21 protein-coding genes are annotated in these 17884 nt (G+C 62.2%); 12 read left to right on the top strand and 9 right to left on the bottom strand.

What is annotated here, in order from left to right:
• The first annotated feature begins 31 nt into the window (after positions 1-31).
• Both EEQ99_RS08475 and EEQ99_RS08470 read left to right on the top strand, forming a co-directional pair.
• A complete protein-coding gene (locus EEQ99_RS08475) occupies positions 32-454 on the top strand; it encodes a cupin domain-containing protein (protein ID WP_127430230.1) in 423 nt (140 codons plus the stop codon).
• A 93-nt stretch (positions 455-547) separates the two neighbouring features.
• Positions 548-2029, top strand: a complete 1482-nt coding sequence (locus EEQ99_RS08470) for a mechanosensitive ion channel family protein (RefSeq protein WP_047610804.1) — start codon at positions 548-550, stop codon at positions 2027-2029.
• 11 nt (positions 2030-2040) lie between these two features.
• Here EEQ99_RS08470 and EEQ99_RS08465 read toward each other — a convergent pair whose 3' ends face one another.
• Both EEQ99_RS08465 and EEQ99_RS08460 read right to left on the bottom strand, forming a co-directional pair.
• A complete protein-coding gene (locus tag EEQ99_RS08465) occupies positions 2041-2529 on the bottom strand; it encodes an RrF2 family transcriptional regulator (RefSeq protein WP_047610807.1) in 489 nt (162 codons plus the stop codon).
• Between the two features lie 117 nt (positions 2530-2646).
• Complete coding sequence (locus EEQ99_RS08460; protein ID WP_047610809.1) at positions 2647-3219, bottom strand: MarR family winged helix-turn-helix transcriptional regulator; 573 nt, start codon at positions 3217-3219, stop codon at positions 2647-2649.
• 143 nt (positions 3220-3362) lie between these two features.
• Between EEQ99_RS08460 and EEQ99_RS08455 the strand changes: the two genes are divergently transcribed.
• The 5 genes from EEQ99_RS08455 to EEQ99_RS08435 all read left to right on the top strand — a co-directional run bounded on the left by EEQ99_RS08455 (position 3363) and on the right by EEQ99_RS08435 (position 6055).
• Complete coding sequence (locus tag EEQ99_RS08455) at positions 3363-3698, top strand: cupin domain-containing protein (RefSeq protein ID WP_047610811.1); 336 nt, start codon at positions 3363-3365, stop codon at positions 3696-3698.
• Between the two features lie 46 nt (positions 3699-3744).
• Positions 3745-4161 (top strand): VOC family protein, encoded by a 417-nt coding sequence (locus EEQ99_RS08450; protein ID WP_047610813.1) that lies wholly within the window; start codon positions 3745-3747, stop codon positions 4159-4161.
• 157 nt (positions 4162-4318) lie between these two features.
• Positions 4319-4699 carry a COG4315 family predicted lipoprotein gene (locus EEQ99_RS08445; RefSeq protein ID WP_047610815.1) on the top strand — a complete coding sequence of 127 codons (381 nt, stop codon included), beginning with the start codon at positions 4319-4321 and terminating at the stop codon, positions 4697-4699.
• 61 nt (positions 4700-4760) lie between these two features.
• Positions 4761-5276 carry an RNA polymerase sigma factor gene (locus tag EEQ99_RS08440; protein WP_047610817.1) on the top strand — a complete coding sequence of 172 codons (516 nt, stop codon included), beginning with the start codon at positions 4761-4763 and terminating at the stop codon, positions 5274-5276.
• Positions 5273-6055 (top strand): anti-sigma factor family protein, encoded by a 783-nt coding sequence (locus tag EEQ99_RS08435; RefSeq protein WP_127430229.1) that lies wholly within the window; start codon positions 5273-5275, stop codon positions 6053-6055. The genes EEQ99_RS08440 and EEQ99_RS08435 overlap by 4 nt, the downstream gene beginning before the upstream one ends.
• Positions 6056-6058: 3 nt before the next feature.
• Here EEQ99_RS08435 and EEQ99_RS08430 read toward each other — a convergent pair whose 3' ends face one another.
• The 3 genes from EEQ99_RS08430 to nthA are packed head-to-tail and all read right to left on the bottom strand — an operon-like array spanning position 6059 to position 7720.
• The gene (locus EEQ99_RS08430; protein ID WP_047610820.1) at positions 6059-6427 is read right to left on the bottom strand and encodes a nitrile hydratase accessory protein; all 369 of its coding nucleotides are present in this window, start codon (positions 6425-6427) and stop codon (positions 6059-6061) included.
• Positions 6414-7073 carry a nitrile hydratase subunit beta gene (gene nthB / locus EEQ99_RS08425; RefSeq protein WP_047610822.1) on the bottom strand — a complete coding sequence of 220 codons (660 nt, stop codon included), beginning with the start codon at positions 7071-7073 and terminating at the stop codon, positions 6414-6416. Before nthB ends, EEQ99_RS08430 begins: the two co-directional genes overlap by 14 nt.
• A complete protein-coding gene (gene nthA, locus EEQ99_RS08420) occupies positions 7070-7720 on the bottom strand; it encodes a nitrile hydratase subunit alpha (protein ID WP_127430228.1) in 651 nt (216 codons plus the stop codon). The genes nthB and nthA overlap by 4 nt, the downstream gene beginning before the upstream one ends.
• Positions 7721-7970: 250 nt before the next feature.
• Here nthA and EEQ99_RS08415 point away from each other — a divergent pair, with 250 nt between their 5' ends.
• The 3 genes from EEQ99_RS08415 (at position 7971) to EEQ99_RS08405 (ending at position 10494) form a co-directional block, all read left to right on the top strand.
• Positions 7971-8663: a hypothetical protein gene (locus EEQ99_RS08415; protein ID WP_127430227.1), complete on the top strand. Its 693-nt coding sequence runs from the start codon at positions 7971-7973 to the stop codon at positions 8661-8663.
• 74 nt (positions 8664-8737) lie between these two features.
• Positions 8738-10018 carry an SDR family oxidoreductase gene (locus tag EEQ99_RS08410; RefSeq protein WP_127430226.1) on the top strand — a complete coding sequence of 427 codons (1281 nt, stop codon included), beginning with the start codon at positions 8738-8740 and terminating at the stop codon, positions 10016-10018.
• Positions 10018-10494: a DUF2269 family protein gene (locus EEQ99_RS08405; RefSeq protein ID WP_097542175.1), complete on the top strand. Its 477-nt coding sequence runs from the start codon at positions 10018-10020 to the stop codon at positions 10492-10494. Before EEQ99_RS08410 ends, EEQ99_RS08405 begins: the two co-directional genes overlap by 1 nt.
• Here EEQ99_RS08405 and EEQ99_RS08400 read toward each other — a convergent pair.
• A complete protein-coding gene (locus EEQ99_RS08400; protein WP_047610830.1) occupies positions 10486-11079 on the bottom strand; it encodes a LysE family translocator in 594 nt (197 codons plus the stop codon). The genes EEQ99_RS08405 and EEQ99_RS08400 overlap by 9 nt on opposite strands.
• A 150-nt stretch (positions 11080-11229) precedes the next feature.
• On the opposite strand from EEQ99_RS08400, the gene EEQ99_RS08395 reads away from it, so the two are divergent.
• The gene (locus tag EEQ99_RS08395) at positions 11230-12078 is read left to right on the top strand and encodes an aldo/keto reductase (RefSeq protein WP_097542374.1); all 849 of its coding nucleotides are present in this window, start codon (positions 11230-11232) and stop codon (positions 12076-12078) included.
• Between the two features lie 80 nt (positions 12079-12158).
• On the opposite strand, the gene ilvN is transcribed toward EEQ99_RS08395, so the two are convergent.
• Both ilvN and EEQ99_RS08385 read right to left on the bottom strand, forming a co-directional pair.
• On the bottom strand, positions 12159-12731 hold the full coding sequence (gene ilvN / locus EEQ99_RS08390; protein WP_047610833.1) for an acetolactate synthase small subunit: 573 nt from the start codon (positions 12729-12731) through the stop codon (positions 12159-12161).
• An 83-nt stretch (positions 12732-12814) separates the two neighbouring features.
• On the bottom strand, positions 12815-14605 hold the full coding sequence (locus EEQ99_RS08385; protein ID WP_047611753.1) for an acetolactate synthase 3 large subunit: 1791 nt from the start codon (positions 14603-14605) through the stop codon (positions 12815-12817).
• A 323-nt stretch (positions 14606-14928) separates the two neighbouring features.
• On the opposite strand from EEQ99_RS08385, the gene EEQ99_RS08380 reads away from it, so the two are divergent.
• Positions 14929-16953, top strand: coding sequence for an ATP-binding protein (locus EEQ99_RS08380; RefSeq protein WP_127430225.1), 2025 nt, complete (start codon positions 14929-14931; stop codon positions 16951-16953).
• Here EEQ99_RS08380 and EEQ99_RS08375 read toward each other — a convergent pair.
• Positions 16938-17864 (bottom strand): dihydrodipicolinate synthase family protein, encoded by a 927-nt coding sequence (locus EEQ99_RS08375; protein ID WP_127430224.1) that lies wholly within the window; start codon positions 17862-17864, stop codon positions 16938-16940. The two genes, EEQ99_RS08380 and EEQ99_RS08375, sit on opposite strands and share 16 nt — an antisense overlap.
• Between the last annotated feature and the right edge of the window lie 20 nt (positions 17865-17884).

The following is a 17884-nucleotide window of genomic DNA, read 5'->3' as shown; positions in this document are numbered from 1 at the left end:
CCCTGCGCACCACGATCCCATGGAGATTCCGATGATCAGAACATCATTCCTCGCCGCCGCCCTCGCCTGCATCGCAGCCACCAGCGCTAGCGCCGGCACCCACGATGCAAACAAGGCCTCGAAGGTCACTCTCGTCTATGAGCACGAGCTACCCAACGTGCCGGGCAAGAGCATCAAGGGCGTGCTGGTCGAATACGGTCCGGGCGGCTTCTCCGAAGGCCACACCCATCCCGACACCGCGTTCATCTATGCCACCGTGCTCGAAGGAGCGATCCGCAGCCAGGTGAATGACGGCCCGGTCAAGGTCTATCATGCCGGAGAGAGTTTCTCCGAAATGCCGGGCGATCGTCACGGCGTCAGCGCCAACGACAGCGAGACCAAACCCGCCCGTCTGCTCGCCGTTTTCGTCGTCGACACCAATCAGAAAGAACTCACCTACCCGCTCAAGAAGTGACATCCGCCGATACCGCCCGTGCAAGCCCGATGCTTGCGCGGGCGGCCGAGATGCTGAATCATGTGCGGCCCGCCCTATCCCGGAGACAGAGAGATGATCTACGACGTGCTCTTCGGCAAGCCTCTGATATCCCTCATTGCGATAGGTTTCGCCGGTATCGTCGTCTGGCATCTGCTCTCCAGCCATCGGCCGACGACGCGACTGGTGGTGCAGATTCTCTTCTTTGCGGCGATGACATTGATCCTCGTCGGCAGCGGGATCGAACCTCACCGGTTTCAAGGATATGAGTCCGAGGATCCACAGGCCTTGCTCGTCATCGTCGCGAAATCGCTCTGGTGGATCCATCTGGCATGGGCCGTCATCGGTTTCATCAGGTTGTATCTGGTGCTGGAGGGCAGCCCGCGAGAGGCCCGCCTGCTCCAGGATCTCGTCATCGGCGTCGTCTATATCGGCATGGCCCTGTCGGTCCTGGCCTTCGTCTTCGGCGTGCCGATCGGCACGCTCGTCGCGACCTCGGGCGTCGTCGCCATCATTCTCGGCCTGGCGCTCCAGAACACCCTCGCCGACGTCTTCTCCGGCATCGCGCTGACGCTCGGCCGGCCCTACATCATCGGCGACTGGATCCTCCTCAGCGACGGCACGGAGGGGCGTGTCGTCGAAAGCAACTGGCGCGCGACGCATATCCTGACCAGCGCAAACAATATCGTCGTTCTGCCGAACAGTTTTCTGGCAAAGCTCGGCCTGACGAATGTAAGCCGGCCGGACGAGACCCATCTCTTGATCCTCACCATCCGTATCGCCCCGACGCGGATGCCGGCCTCCGTCCGGCACGTGATGGCAACGGCGCTGGCGAGCTGCAATTCGATCGTCCGCGAGCCGCCGCCGGTCGTGGCGCTGAAGGGGCTGGATGCCACAGCGCTGGAGGTCGAGCTGCAGTTTCGGGTGACGAGCCCCAGCCAGCGTGTGCCGGCGCGAAACGAGGTGCTCGATCTCGTCTATCGCCATTGCAAATCGGCCGGCCTGCTTTTGGCCGTTCCTGCCGCCGCCTCAGTCCTGACCGGCGAACTGCCGACCGAAGAGAGCGCACGGCCGCCCCGCGTGACGCCGCTCGAATTGATCGAGGCCATTCCGATCTTTGCGACGCTGACGCGTGATGAAAAGCAGAAACTCGCCGAGACCACGGCCGTGCGCGAATTCCGCAAGGGCGATGTCATCGTGCGGGAGGGCGAAATGCTGCCGTCGCTGATGATGGTGCGGGCGGGCATCATCGCGGCGCGCCACGGAGATCAGGAGCGCGGGCGGCTGGCACCAGGTGATTTCTTCGGAGAGACCGGACTGCTTGCGGGTATGCAGGAAGTCTGCACCCTGGAGGCTCTGACCCCGGTGATCGCCTATGAAATCGATCAGGGGGCCTTTGCACCGCTGCTGAACGAACGTCCCGCACTGGCGGAAGAGATCGCCGAAGACCTTGCCAGCCGCGCCGAGCGCTTTCGCGACGGCGCCGCCCTGCCCCCGGAACAGGCCCACAGCGCGCGCGCCATTCTGAAAACCATCAGGACCATCTTCAGGGCTTAGAGCCTTTCCTCTCAGCCTGCGCGCTTCAGCACCCAAGCGAAGGTACTCTGCCAGAGTTCGGCCGGAACCTCCTCGGACAGGATGCTGACGAGATCGGAGAGCCGGACGCGCCTCAGCGTATTGCGCCAGGCCTCGTCGGCTTCCCACATGATGCGGGCGACCGCGCAAGGCTTGCTGTCACAATAACCTTCCGCCCGGCATGGATTGTTTTCCCGGATATTCGTGCAGGTGAAACTGCGCGCACTTCCCTCGACCGCCTCGACGATATCGAGGAAATTGATCTCGGACGAGGCTCTCGCAAGCCGGTAGCCGCCGCTCGGGCCGAGCGTGGTGTTGACCAGCGATGCCTGCGAAAGGCTCTGCAGCGCCTTGGAGAGATATTCTTTCGGCAGACCATGAAGCTCGGCGAGCGCCTTGGTGGAAAGGTACCTGCCCTCAGGCAGGCCCGCGAGAATGGCGCAGCAATGCAACGCCCACTCGACCTGGCTTTTCAGGATCATTCGGCAACTCTTGTGATGGCTGGCTCGGCCATTGGAATTAAGGATATATCATATCCGAAAACCGGTATGATGTAAACGACCTGCATAAGCAGCGTGTTGCCGCCTGAGCCGTGAACCTCAGCCGGCCTCGCTCTCTCCCCTCGGCTGATCATTCTCAATCCCGGCAATCAGCTTGCGCAGCAGCGCCGCGAGCGCCTCGCGCTCCTGTCCGTCAAGAGCCTGCAGAAACGAGGATTCGCTCGCCATATCGGTGCGGAAGGCCTTTTCGGCGAGTGCGGCGCCGGCTTCTGTCAATGCCACCAGCACACTGCGCCCGTCCCGTGGCGATTTCTCCCGGCAGATCAAGCCCGCTTTCTCCAGACGGTCTAGCCTGTGGGTCAGGCCTCCCGACGAGATCATCAGCGCCGAATACATGTCCGTTGGGGTCAGCCGGTAAGGCGGCCCGGAACGGCGAAGCGTTGCGATCACGTCGAATTCGCCGCGGTCGAGGCCAAAATCGGCAAAGGTCGCCTCGATGCTGGGGCGCACCAGGTTGGACAGCCGAAAGGCCCGCCCCAGGATCGCCATCGGCTCCGTGTCGAGGTCGGGCAGTTCCAGCGTCCATTGCCGGCGCAGCCGGTCGACATGGTCCTCGCTCGGGCGGCCCTTATCCTCGGGGCGGTCACCGTTCCCTTCAGTTCCATCCATCATTCTCTGCCTCATATCACCACGGGCGAGACATACACCTTTCACTCGATTCACGGAAGATATCTTGACGGGAAGATAATTTTCAGAAATATATCTTCTCGCAAAGATAGTTTGCGTTCGCAGACGACACGAGCAGGAGGCACGTGATGTTCAGGATTCTTCGACACCAGGAACCACGGCCGGATCAGAGCAGGACGGTCCGCTTCGAAGGCCACGATTACGGCGGCGAGATATCGCTCTTCCTCGTCGACAACGAGCCCGGCCAAGGCCCCGATCTGCATGTCCATCCCTATTCCGAGACATGGGCCGTCCGGAAAGGCGAGGCCGAGTTCACCGTTGGTGACGCCAAAACCCGGGCCTTTCCCGGTGATATCGTCGTCGTGGCCGCCAACATTCCCCACCGCTTCGAAAATGTCGGCACGGGACGGCTCGAAATCGTCTGCATTCATGCCAGCGACACGATCGTGCAGGAGTTTGTGTGAGGCGAGACTGTCCCCCCGAAAAACACCCAAAGAGGAGGAAACCGCAATGCCCAAGATGATCTTCGTGAACCTGCCGGTAAAAGACATTGCTGCTGCGACCCGCTTCTACGAAGCGATCGGATGCAGCAAGAACGAACAGTTCAGCGATCACCAGGCCTCGAATATGGTCTGGTCCGAGGCGATTATCTTCCACTTGCTGACGCGCGATTTCTTCGCGAGTTTCACGCCGAAACCCGTTGCCGAAGCGGAGAAGGCGAGCGAAATGCTGATCGCACTGACGATGGACAGTCGCGAAGACGTCGACGCCATCGTCGAGGCGGCCTCAACCGCCGGCGGCAAGACCGATCCGCGCGCCCCGACAGACATGGGCTGGCTCTATAACCGCGCCTTCGAAGATCCCGACGGCCATATATTCGAAGCGGTATGGGTCGATATGGCGGCGGCGTCCGCCACGAGGCAATAGCCGACAAGGCGCTCCGATGCGATCTGCGCGGGCGAAGCGGGTTTCGGCTCGCCTCGCCCGCCATGAAAACTTTTCCTGCGCCTGGAATAAAACTGCCTCGTGCCGTGTCTCATCTCAGGCATCGCAAGATTGCGTGCCCAATTTGAGGAGAGACATCATGAAGTCCGTGAAATTTCTGTCCGTCGTGGCGGCCGCCGCCCTTGCCGCGACCGCTGCTTTCGCCGCCGCTCCCGTCAAGACCGTCGATTCCGCCAAGGGCAAGGTACTCGCCGGCGAAAACGGCATGACGCTCTACACCTTCAAGAAGGACGTCAAGGGCGTTTCCAACTGCAACGACGACTGTGCCAAGAACTGGCCGCCGCTGATGGCCGCTGGCGACGCCAAGGCCGATGGTGCATATTCGATCATCGATCGCAAGGATGGCACGAAACAATGGGCCAAGGACGGCATGCCGCTCTATTTCTGGGTCAAGGACACGAAGGCAGGCGACATCACCGGCGATGGCGTCGGCGGCAACTGGGATCTCGCCAAACCCTGATTGTAGGGGCCCTGATTGTAGGGACCCTGATCGCCCAGACCCAAATCACCAGAGAGCCGGCGTGAAGATACCCGCACCCGAAACCTTCGAGGGCCAGATCCTGGCCCTCCTGCCCTCGCTCAGACGCTATTCGCGCAGCCTGACGCGCTCGGATGCCGATGGCGAGGATCTGCTCCAGGATTGCGTCGAGAAGGTTCTCACGCGCCGCGGCCAATGGCGCGGCCTCAACCTGCGCGGCTGGGTCCTGACCATCATGACCAATCTCTATCGCAACGGCCGGCGCGGCAAGGCGCGCGACGGCCTGATCGAACTCGACGCGGCTGAGGATATGGCCTCTTCCGAACCACCGACCGATCCGCTGGAGCGCGCCCGGCTCGACGATGCGCTGAACAGCCTTTCGGAAGAACACCGCGCCGTGCTGATGCTCGTGGTCATCGAGGGATATACCTATAGCGAGGTCGCCGCCGCGCTCGACATCCCGATCGGCACCGTCATGTCCCGCCTGTCGCGCGCCCGCCGGCGCATTGCCGAGCGGCTGAAGGCCGACAACATCATTACGCTTCGGAGACCGAAATGAACGACACCAATCCGAGCGTCACCGAAGCCGATCTCCACGCCTATGCCGACGGCCAGTTGCCGGAAACGACACGTGCCCGCATCGAGGCCTTCCTGGCCGACAATCCGGACGAGGCGGCGATGGTCGCCGCATGGCAGGCGCAAAATGGGGCGATCCGCTCGATGTTTGCAGGTTATGAGCAGGCGAAGGATACCGACCCCCTGCTGGTCGTCCCCCCGCGCGCCGCGCCATCAGACTCGAAACGCTTGGCGATCGCTGCGGCCGCCCTCGTCGTCTTCGCGCTCGGCGCCGTCAGCGGCCACTATGGCCCGGCGCTTCTGGAAAAGCCGGAGTTGCAGCTTGCCGGCGCCGAAACTCTGCCGAAACAGGCTGAAACCGCCTTCGCGGTCTATGCCGCCGAGGTTCGTCACCCCGTCGAGGTCTTCGCTAATGAGGAAACCCATCTCGCCACCTGGCTTGGCAAGCGCCTGGCAATCCAGAATCTCAAGATCCCGAACCTGCAGCCGCTCGGCTTCAAGCTGGTCGGCGGTCGCCTGCTGCCGGTCGACGGCAGGCCGGGCGCCATGTTCATGTACGAGAATCAAGCCGGCGAGCGCCTGACTGTCCTGGTCGGCCGCAACACGGACAACCGCACGACGAGCTTCCGCTTCGCCTCGTCGGGCAATGTCGAGACCTTTTACTGGATCGACGGCGAACTCGGCTATGCCGTCACCGGCGAAATCTCCCGCGAGACGCTACGGAAGGTGGCTGAGGAATGCTATAAGCAGTTCCCGTCGTAAGGATCAGCGCGAGGGATCGTTGCTGAGCTCGATCGGCCGTCCATGCGGCGTCGCTTCCGCCGCCCGCTGCCAGCTGTGCTGCAGTGCCAGGATCGTTTTCGCATCGGCGATGCCGTTGCCGACGATCAGATCCGAGAGAGCTGCCACCCAGCAGTCGAAATAGTCGCTGCCATCTTCGGCCCGGCCAGGCTTGTGCAATTGCGCGGACAGCGCTTCAGCCCATTGGCTCCAGCTGAACAGGCCTTTTGCGTGCAGGTGCACGGTCATGGCAAAGGCTTCGGCCGCCCATGGCTCGGGAAAGACCGGCTCTCCCTCCGGCGATCTCGGCAGGCTGGGCGATTGCGCCAACGGCGATATCTCATGCCGGCTCAAGATAGCTCTCCCAGGCATCGATCGACACGGTCAGCGTGGGATCGGCATCCGCGCCCCAGATCTCCGCACCGTCGAAAACGACCGTATAGAGCCATTGCGGGTTTTCGCCCTTGCCATGCGCATTGTCGTCAGGGAAGACGAACGAACCTTGTACAGCTTCGACCACACCGGTCCTGGCGCGCGCGTAACGCGGTAGGCGCGTATGCGTCGGCGGGTTGAAGTTCTTCGTCCTCACCGTCGCGCCGACCACAAAGAGCGGCGCGGTCTTAACAGGACGATCGCAAGGCCCACCCTTTGCCAAAACGGCGGGCACGATGTCCGCTTTCAGCACGCGCTTCGGCACCGCGCCGTCCTGCAATGCATGGCCGGACAGCAACTCCTCGCGCGTCGCAAAGCCGTGCCGCTCCAGCAGCTTGTCGATGCCGCGGATCCAGATCTCGTAGTAGCTGGCGGCGAGGTAATCGGCCGGCGGAATATTCTCGCGTGCATGCCGGCTTTCATCGATCGTCCACGCGCCGAAAGCGCCGCAGGAGATGGTGATGCCGAGCGCCCGCTTTTCCCATGCCGCATGAAAATAGGGCTCATTCTTTTCGGGCGCGACCGGCCCGAAGCCCATCTGCCCGCCGAGATCGTGCGGTCCGTTCATGGTGTGCTCTCCGGGCTGGCGGCAACCGCGGTGCCGATCATCGCATCGCGGCTGACGAGACCGGCAAGCGCCTGTTCGTCCATTCCTTCCGTGCATTCCGGCCGCTCGGGAATGACGAGGTAACGCAGCTCTGCCGTCGAATCCCAGACGCGGATCTTCTTGTCCTCCGGCAGCGTCAGCCCGAATTCCGCAAGCACGCCGCGCGGATCGATGACGGCGCGCGAGCGATAGGCCGGCGCCTTGTACCAGACCGGCGGCAGGCCGAGCACCGACCAAGGATAACAGGAGCAGAGCGTGCAGACGACAAGGTTATGAGTCTCCGTCGTGTTGAAGACGGCACGCATGTGCTCGCCCTGCCGGCCAGTGTAGCCGAGACTGGCGATCGCCGCCGTCGCATCGCGCTTCAGCCAGTCGGCGAAATCGGCATCGCTCCAGGCTTTGGCGACGACATGGGCGCCGTTTCTCGGCCCCACCTTCGTCTCATAGGTCTCGACGATCGCATCGATCGCCGCCGGATCGATAAGCCCCTTCTCCGTCAGCAACGTTTCCAACGCCTTCACACGTGCCTGCATGTCGGAATAGTGATTGTCGTGGTGATGATCATGGTGATCGTCGCCATGATGTGCATGGTAGTCTTTGTGCCGCATGACACTCTCCTGGGTAGCGGCTTAATCTTAAGCGCCTGCCGGAGAACCGCCAAGCGTCTTTCTCGTCGAGAAGGCTCAATGGATGGCATTGATTAAGAGCCAAATAGGGATTGTTAAGCAAGCCCTCGCTCGCGTCACCGCTCTAACCAAACGTTAACAGTTTCACCTCCAGATTGTACCCATGAAAACTCCGACATTCGGCCGTAGAACCAGCCCTCCCGCCCCTCCATCCGTCCCCCAGAGAGAAAGGATGGCGAGCCGTGCGTATAGCGCCGCCCCTGACGATCCGCGCCCTCGCGACGCCGGCGATACTTTGCAAAGCCCGAGGATGATCGCGCGCGTCCTGCTCGACTGCCTCATTCAGGACTTGACGAGGGACGGCTATGTTCATTCGATAGATCTATTCGCAGCCCTGGGTTCGGTCGGCGGCTTTTCGTGCATACTTGCCGCCCTGGATATTGCCTCCGCTGGACAGCTTCGCGACGGCGCTGATCTCGTCGTCGTGGAAACCAAGGATGGCTCTCGATACTATGCGGGTAACCTACCGAATGCCTTCCTTCTCGAAAGCCATGATTCCTTTCTTAACCTCACATATGGCGCAGCAAGACAGTCTGGCGGCTTGATCTCGCAAGAGATGGTAATGGAAACGTTTCGTCACGTAGCCGCAACCATCGGACATCCGCAGTTCGGAATATCGCGATTGTTGGAAGAGCATAGGCCAGGCGATACTCCCCTCATCTACGTTCGCCGCCTGTGGCCCAAGGTAGCCGAGATCCTCGACCGGCACCTCGTCCCCATCAGGAGGCGCCCTTTGGCGATCGGCATGGCGTTGGAACTTGCCTTCGTGTCTGGCAAACCACCGCTCGACCCGTCTCTAGCGGCGCGGATCGTCACCGAATGCGCCGTTCCCATGGCAAAACTCGATCCGCGCAGTATCGCTTGAGCGTCCGGCATCAAAGCGACGCGGGCGTTGTGCGCCTCCCTGCTCGACATGCCCTTTTTCGATAGTCTTCTCCCATGAACATCCTGATTCTCGGTGCTACAGGCTTCATCGGTTCGGCCGTCGCAGCGCAGTTGCTGAAAGACGGCTATACCGTGACCGGCCTTGCCCGCAATCCCGACCGGGCTTGCGTCCGGCAGTCCGATATCCGCTGGATCAGCGCCGATCTCGAAAAAATGACCAATGCAACCGACTGGTCCTCTGTGCTCGAAGGCCAGCAGGTGGTCATCAACAGCGCGGGCGCCTTACAGGACAGCCTGTCAGACGATCTCGCAGCCACCCAGCAACGCGCAATGATCGCGCTCCAGCAAGCGGCGCGACCAGCCGGCGTGAAACTGATCGTACAGATCTCCGCCCGGACGGACGGCGCCGGCAGCAACCTCCCCTTCCTCGCCACAAAGCGCGCCGCCGATACGGCCCTTGCAGCATCCGGCCTGCCTTACGTGATCCTGCGCCCATCCCTCGTGCTCGGCCGTAACGCCCATGGCGGCACAGCGCTTCTGCGTGCACTTGCATCCTTCCCCCTCGTCGTCCCGCTCCTCCATGCCGACAGCACGGTCAACACCGTCGCCGCCGAGGATGTCGCTACCGCCGTTTCGGCAGCGGTTTCCGGCACACTCCCCTCCGGCAGCGATATCGAACTGGCCGCCGAGGAACGGCATACGCTCGCGAGCCTCGTCAAATTGCACCGCGCCTGGCTCGGCCTGCCGGATGCGCGTGTTGTCTCCATCCCACCAGCGATCGCACGGCCTGTCTCATGGCTTGCCGATATTGCCGGTCATCTTGGCTGGCGCTCGCCGCTGCGCTCCACCGCCATGATCGTCATGTCCGAAGGTGTGCGCATAGGCCCCACGCCTTCGGGTCTGCCGACGCTTTCGGCTGCAGAGACGCTTGCCGCCAATCCCTCCGGCGTTCAGGACCTGTGGTTTGCCCGCCTCTATCTCTTAAAGGCGCCCGTCATCGCCGGCTTGTCGCTCTTCTGGCTGTTGTCCGGTCTCATCCCGCTTCTGGCGCCAACGCAGGCAAGCGCCCACTTCCTGCCCTTCATGCCCGCAGGCGCCGCCGTAGCGCTGACGCTTGCAACCTGCCTGATCGACGTGGCACTCGGTGCCGCCGTCCTTGTCCGTCCCCTGGCGAAACGCGCCCTTCTCGGCATGCTTGGTGTATCGCTCGCCTATCTCGCCGGCGCCAGCCTGCTCGAACCCGCGCTCTGGCTCGATCCGCTCGGGGTTCTCGTCAAGGTGCTGCCGTCGATCCTGTTGACGCTGGTAGCCCTTGCCATCCTGGATGAACGCTGATGTTTGAAGAATGGCTGCTGCTCGCCCATGTCATTGGCGCGACCGTGCTCTTCGGTACCGGCGCCGGTATCGCCTTCTTCATGGTGATGGCGCATCGCACGCGCGATCCCGCACTGATCGCCCATGTCTCAGCAACCGTCGTCATCGCCGATACGGTCTTCACCGCCACCGCGGCCATCCTCCAGCCGGTGACCGGCACTCTGCTGGCGCGATCGATCGGCTGGGACCTGTCGGAGGGCTGGATTGCGCTGTCGCTGCTGCTCTATGTCGTCACCGGCCTGTTCTGGCTGCCGGTCGTCTGGATACAGATCCGGCTGCGCAATCTCGCTCGCGCTGCCGCGGCATCGGGAAAAGCCCTGCCGCCAGCCTATTTCAGCCTTTACCGCATCTGGTTTGCTTTCGGCTTTCCAGCCTTCTCAGCCGTCCTCGGCATTTTCTGGCTGATGCTGATGAAGCCGTCGATCGCTCTATTTTAACATCGGCCAGAGGCTTAGCACCAACAGCACTGCCATGCTGATGTTGAACCATTTCAGCCGCACCGGATCGGAAAGCCATTCCCTGAGCGCCGAGCCGAAGCCTGCCCATGTCGAAACGCTCGGCACATTGACCGCCGCGAAGGCGAGACCGACGATCAGCACGCTGACGAGATAGAGTTGCGGATTGGTATAGGTCGCCATCGCGGTGACCGCCATCACCCAGGCTTTTGGATTGACCCATTGGAAGGCGGCAGCGGCGAAGAAGGACATCGGCTCGACGCCGCTCCTGCCTTCGCTGAGCGAGCGCGACGAGGCGATCTTCCAGGCGATCCAGACGAGATAGGCGCCGCCCGCAAATTTCAGCGCCGTATAGACGGCCGGCACCGTATGCAGAAGCGCGCCGAGCCCGAGGCCGACGCCGATGAGCAGCGAGAAAAAACCGGCGCCGATGCCGAACATATGCGGGATCGTCCTGCGGAAGCCGAAGTTCACGCCCGATGCGAAGAGCATCATATTGTTCGGTCCCGGCGTGATCGATGTCGTAAAGGCAAAGAGAACGAGGGCGAGAAACGTATCCAGCGGCATCCGACCTCCCCAGCCAGCTTTTTGCGGCCTGTCTATTTAGGTCAACATAGCTGCCCTAAACTGCCGATGCCATGACATCATTGTCATGGTGACAGGATTACTTGAAAGATGGCGAGCCGGCCCAATCTCTTGCCGAAGGGACAGAAAATTATGCAAGACGACCCGATTCCATTGATCACATTCCCGAACGGCACCGAGGTGCCGGCGCTCGGCCAGGGAACCTGGGCCATGGGCGAGGATGCCGGCCACGCCAGGGCCGAGATCGAAAGCCTGAAGGCCGGCATCGATCTCGGCATGACACTGATCGACACCGCCGAAATGTATGGCGACGGCGGCGCCGAGGAGATCGTCGGCCAGGCAATCAGGGGACGGCGCGACGAGGTCTTCGTCGTCAGCAAGGTCTATCCCTGGAACGCCAGCCTGAAAGGCACGATCGAAGCCTGCGAGCGCAGTCTCGAACGGCTCGGCACCGACCGCATCGATCTCTATCTCTTGCACTGGCGCGGCAACTACCCGCTCGCCGAAACCGTCGCCGCCTTCGAAATGCTGAAAACATCCGGCAAGATCGGCGCCTGGGGCGTCTCCAACTTCGACACCGACGACATGCAGGAATTGCTTGGAGTGCCCGACGGCGCCAATGTCGCCGCCAACCAGGTGCTCTATAATCTCTCCCGCCGCGGCATCGAATTCGACCTGCTGCCCTGGTGCCAGAGCCGCAAGATTCCCATCATGGCCTATTCGCCGATCGAGCAGGGAAATATCCTGCATCATCCCGAGCTGATCCGCATCGCCAAGGCCTATCAGGCAACGCCCGCCCAGCTGGCGCTCGCCTTCCTGCTGGAACGCGACGGCGTCATCGTCATCCCGAAGACCTCGAATGCCGAACGCGCGGCCGAAAACCGCGACTGCGTCTCGCTCGATATCACCGACGAGGACTGGCAGGCGCTGGACGCCGCCTTCCCGCCGCCGGCAAAGAAAAAGCCGCTGGAGATGCTCTGATCTCCAGCGGCTTTCGCAATTATTTCAGCAGCGGGCCTACATGCCCGGGCTGTAATATTTACATGCCCGGGCTGTAGTCTCTACATGCCCTGGACACCGCGGTTCATCGCCGCAATGCCGGTACGGCAGACCTCGATCAGGCCGAGCGGCTTCATGATCGCGACAAACTGGTCGATCTTCGACGACTTGCCGGTGATCTCAAGAATGAAGTGACCGACCGTCGCATCCACCACCTTGGCGTGGAAGGCATCGGCAAGGCGCAGGGTCTCGGCGCGCATGTCGCCCTCGCCGATCACCTTGACCAACGCCACCTCGCGCTCGATCGGCCGGTCCTGGCCGAGTTCGCGGGCGCGCACCGTCAGGTCAACGACGCGATGCACCGGCACGATCCGCTCCAGCTGCGCCTTGATCTGCTCCAGCACGTGCGGCGTGCCGCGTGTGACGATGGTGATGCGGGAAAGATGCGCCTGATGCTCGGTCTCGGAGACCGTCAGGCTCTCGATATTGTAGCCGCGGCCGGAGAACAGGCCGATGACCCGGGCAAGAACGCCCGGCTCGTTGTCGACGAGAACCGAAAGCGTGTGGCTTTCGACGGCCGCCGTTTCCGGCGAGATGAAATAGGCGGAGCCCGTGGGCTGTAGATGTGCGTTCATGGTCCTGAGTTTCCTCTTCCCTGCCGCATAACCCCGAAAATCGGAAACGATTTCCGGAAAGGATTATGCGCAAATTAAAAATGTCAGACGAGCGCGCGGCCCTTGGCATCGATCGCATTGGCGACCGCCTCGTCGGTGGCTTCATCCGGCAGCAGCATTTCGTTATGGGCCTTGCCTGAGGGAATCATCGGGAAGCAGTTGGCGAGATTGGCGACGCGGCAATCGAAGATGACCGGCTTTCTGACCTCGATCATCTCCAGAATGGTGTCGTCGAGCTCATCCGGCTTTTCGCAGCGCAGGCCGACGGCGCCATAGGCTTCCGCCAATTTGACGAAGTCGGGCATCGCCTCGGTATAGGAGTTCGACAGGCGGTTGCCGTGCAGCAGCTGCTGCCACTGGCGCACCATGCCCATATACTGGTTGTTCATGATAAAGATCTTGATCGGCGCATCGTGCTGGATCGCCGCCGACATTTCCTGGATGCACATCTGGATCGAGGCATCGCCGGCAATGTCAATGACGAGGCTGTCGGGATGGGCGATCTGCACGCCGAGTGCGGCCGGCAGGCCGTAACCCATCGTGCCGAGGCCGCCCGAGGTCATCCAGCGGTTCGGCTGTTCGAAGCCGAAGAACTGCGCCGCCCACATCTGATGCTGACCGACCTCGGTGGTGATGTAGGTGTCGCGGTCCTTGGTGTGGGCGTAGAGCCGCTCCAGCGCATATTGCGGCATGATGACGTCGTTGCTCTTCGTATAGGCGAAGGAGTTGCGCGCCCGCCAGCGGGTGATATCGGTCCACCAGTCGTCGAGCCGGCCCTTTTCCGGCTTCTTCGGCAGCGCCCGCCACAGGCGGACCATGTCTTCGAGGACGTGGCCGACATCGCCGCGGATGCCGATATCGACCCGGACGTTCTTGTTGATCGAAGACGGATCGATGTCGATATGGATCTTCTTCGAATTCGGCGAAAAGGCATTGAGACGGCCGGTGATGCGGTCGTCAAAACGCGCGCCGATGCAGACCATGACGTCGCAATCGTGCATCGCCATGTTGGCTTCGTAGGAGCCGTGCATGCCGAGCATCTTCAGCCAGTTCTTGCCGGAAGCGGGATAGGCGCCGAGGCCCATCAGCGTCGAGGTGATCGGGAAATCGGTGAGCTCGACCAGCTCGCGCAGCAGCTTGGAAGCCTCGGGACCGGAATTGACGACGCCGCCGCCGGAATAGATGACGGGACGGCGTGCATTCGCCATCAGCTCGATCGCCGCATGGATCTGGTTGAGGTCGCCCTGGGTCTTCGGCTGGTAGCTCTTCTGGATCGTGTAGTCGGCCGGCGGTGTGTAGGTGCCAGTCGCAAACTGCACGTCCTTCGGAATATCGACGACGACAGGGCCCGGACGGCCGGACTGGGCGATGCGGAAGGCCTCGTGAATGACGGCGGCGAGTTCGTTGACGTCCTTGACCAGCCAGTTGTGCTTGGTGCAGGGCCGGGTGATGCCGACCGTATCGCATTCCTGGAAGGCGTCGGAGCCGATCAGCGAGGTCGGAACCTGGCCGGTCAGGCAGACGAGCGGGACCGAATCCATCAGCGCATCCTGAAGCGGCGTGACCGCATTGGTGGCGCCCGGACCCGAGGTTACCAGCATGACGCCGACCTTGCCGGTCGAGCGGGCATAACCTTCGGCCGCATGGCCTGCCCCCTGCTCGTGGCGGACGAGGATGTGCTTGACTTCCTCCTGCTGGAAGATCTCGTCGTAGATCGGCAGGACCGCGCCGCCGGGATAGCCGAAGATATGTTCGACGCCATTGTCCTTCAGCGCCTTGAGAACGATCTCCGCTCCCGTCATCCGATTGCCTGCCGCCTGATTGTCCGTGCTCATCTGTCTGTTCCGTTTATGCTGGGATTTGCGTTTGTGGCCGGAAGCCCTGATTTCGGGCATAAAAAAAGGCCCCGGAGGAGCCTGTCATCTAGCGCATGGGTGGCTATCGCCGGATGGTTACACCATCCTGCCCATGCGCTTTCCCACCACGATAAGAGCCGTTGCGATTTTCATGGTCGGAAGTGATAGACAGAAAATTTCGCAGCGTCAACGCATGCCGCAATAAAAAACTGCCCGACGCCCGTATCCCCGAAAATCGATAGGATGAAGGATTTGTTAAAGGATCGACTTTATTCTTATACGCTACCGCATGGAGTAGCCCTTTGCTCAACAACGACTTGCGCACGTCTGGCAAGGCAGGCGAGCATGATCGCCGCGATGGCCATGCGCCGGGGAATCGCTTTCTCGGCCGCGTCGTTGCATGCAGCGGCTCCAGGGCGACAATTGCCGCCGTCGCCGAACAGGGCGGCACCGATCTTACCGAACTCTGGTCCGTGGGCCGGCTGATTTCGATCAGCGTCGGCCGCAACCGTGTCGTCGCCCTCGTCTATCAGATGAACACCGGCAGCCATGCCTGGGATGAAGGCCAAGACAACACGTTCCGGATCGAGACCGAACTGCTCGGCGAAGTCCGTGTGGATGAGGACGGCACCGAGGAATTCTCGACCGGCATCTCGCGTTACCCCTATCTCGGCGCCATCGCCCACCGCATCCGTTCCGCCGACCTGATGCGCATCTATGATGCCGGCGAAGGTACGACCGCCGTCATCGGCAAGCTGACGCAGGACGAAAGCATCGATGCGGCGATCCACATCCCCTCGATGCTCTCCAAGCATTTCGCCGTCGTCGGCTCCACCGGCGTCGGCAAGTCGACCGCCGTCTCGCTGCTCCTGCACAAGGCGATCGAGGCGGATCCGAAGCTGCGTGTGCTGATCCTCGATCCGCATAATGAATTTGCCGCCGCCTTCCCCAAGCACGCGGTCACCATCGATACCGATACACTCGACCTGCCCTTCTGGCTGATGCGGCTGGAGGAATTCGCCGAGGTCGTCTTTCGCGGCCGTCCGCCGGTGCCCGAAGAACTCGACATGCTGCGCGATATCCTGCCGGAGGCCAAACGCGCCTTCCGCGGCAGCGACAACTCGCTGGTGCGCCGGACGACGGAAAAAAGCTCGATCACCGCCGATACGCCGGTTCCCTACCGCATGGCCGATCTGCTGGCGCTGATCGACGAGCGCATCGGCCGCCTGGAAGGCCGCTCGGAAAAGCCCTTCCTGCGGTCGCTGAAGATGCGCCTCATCGCCGCGATCAACGATCCGCGCTATCATTTCATGTTCTCCAACAACACGATCAGCGACACGATCACCGAAACCATCGCGCAGATCTTCCGCATCCCCGGCGAGAATCGGCCGATCTGCACCTTCCAGCTTGCCGGCATTCCCTCCGAGGTCGTCAATTCGGTCGCCTCGGTGCTCTGCCGCATGGCCTTCGAAGTGGCGCTGTGGAGCGACGGCGCCATCCACATGCTCGTCGTCTGCGAGGAAGCTCACCGTTATATCCCCTCCGATCCGAGCCTCGGCTTCGTGCCGACACGCCAGGCGATTGCCCGCATCGCCAAGGAGGGCCGCAAATACGGCGTCTCGCTCGGCATCATCACCCAGCGGCCGGGCGAGCTCGACCAGACGATCCTGTCGCAGTGTTCGACGCTCTTTGCCATGCGCCTTGCCAACGACCGAGACCAGGAAATCATCCGCTCGGCCATCCCGAATTCGTCGATCTCGACGACGAGCTTCATCTCCTCGATCGGCAATGGTGAGGCAATCGCTTTCGGCGAGGCGATCAGCGTGCCGATGCGCATGCGCTTTTCCCGCGTCGAGGAGAACCTGCTGCCGAAGGCGAGCAGCGCCAACAGCAAGCAAAGCGAGGAAGATCCGGATACAGTCGACCTGCGCAAGATCGTCACCCGTATGCGGGCGGTGACCGTCGGACCCGACATTTCGAATTTCCAGCAGAACTACGCCGCATCCGTGGCAAGCTTGGACGAGGCTGATGCAGCCGACGAGGATCTCGACGCCACGGCTTACGCGCCACCCACCTCTTCGGCCGCGCCGCTCGAATCCTACCGACGCGAGCTGCTGCCGCAAACGCCGCGGCTGGATCCGGCTGCAGTGCCGGCGATCGATCCCCGGCTGGACGCGCTCCGCCGCGAGATGCGCCGCGAGGAGCCGGTCTTTCCCCGGCCGGCGCCGTCGGCGGATCAGCCAGCGATCACCCGCCGGGAGCCTGGCACGTCGCTGCGCGAAAGCATCCTGAAAAAACCGCTGAGCAGCCTCTACAACAAGGATTGACGCTTCAGCTCACTCTCCAGCGTCATTAGAGGTCCGACGGCGTCGAGCACCCGTTGCCGGTCCATCGGTCCGAGCGGCAACAGAGGTCGTGGGAGCTCTGCCTGGGCGAGTGAGAGAATGTCGACCAGCGTATAGACCACGCGAAGGCTTCCGAATTCCTTGAACGTTTTCCAGAGCGGCTGGAGGAGAGCATCGAGCCGGCGCGCCTCACCACTGTCACCCGCAATCGCGGCCTTGCTGAGCGCAAGGGCGACGCGCGGAAGCAAGCCGCCGATGACGCTGTACCAGGCATCGGCGCCTGAAAGCAGCGCTTCGGCCGCCCCCCAGTCGCCGCTATAGCCGATCGCAAGCTCGGTCTTCTCCCGCAATGCCGCCAGTTCGCCTGCGAGATGGCCCTCAACAGGCAGAGGCATCTTTACCGCCTTGATCGTCTCGAGGTCGGACAGGCGTTGCAGAAGCTCGCGGCTGAAGGTGAAGTGGGTCGTGCCGGGATTGTTGTAGATGCAAAGCGGCAGCTTCGCCGCCTCCGTGACCGCAAGGAAATGCCGATAAGCTTCTTCCTGGGTCAGCGGCGTATAGGATACAGGCGCCAGCAGAAGCGCATCTGCACCAGCGGCCTCGGCATCCCTCGCAAGGTTTTGGGCCTGGTCTGTCCTCAAAGCGCCAACGCCGACGACGAGGGGAATACGGCCGTGAACGCATTCGACCGCAGCCTCGACGGCTCGCCGCCGCTCCTCAGGTGCAAGAAAGGCATAGATCCCGGTGCTGCCGAGAAGACCTATCGAGGCGACGCCTGCATCGCACAGGCGCTCCAGCAGGCGGCTAAGAGCTTCGGTGTCGACCCTGCCATCCCGATCGGCGGGCGTTGGCGGAAAGGCCGAAAGACCATGAAACGGAGAAGCGACAGACATGATGCGATCCTGAAAAACGG

The sequence above is a fragment of the Rhizobium anhuiense genome (assembly GCF_003985145.1).
GTDB lineage: Bacteria > Pseudomonadota > Alphaproteobacteria > Rhizobiales > Rhizobiaceae > Rhizobium > Rhizobium anhuiense.
The sequence above is the reverse complement of the archived record's forward strand: the minus strand, read 5'-3'. Positions and strand labels throughout refer to the sequence as shown.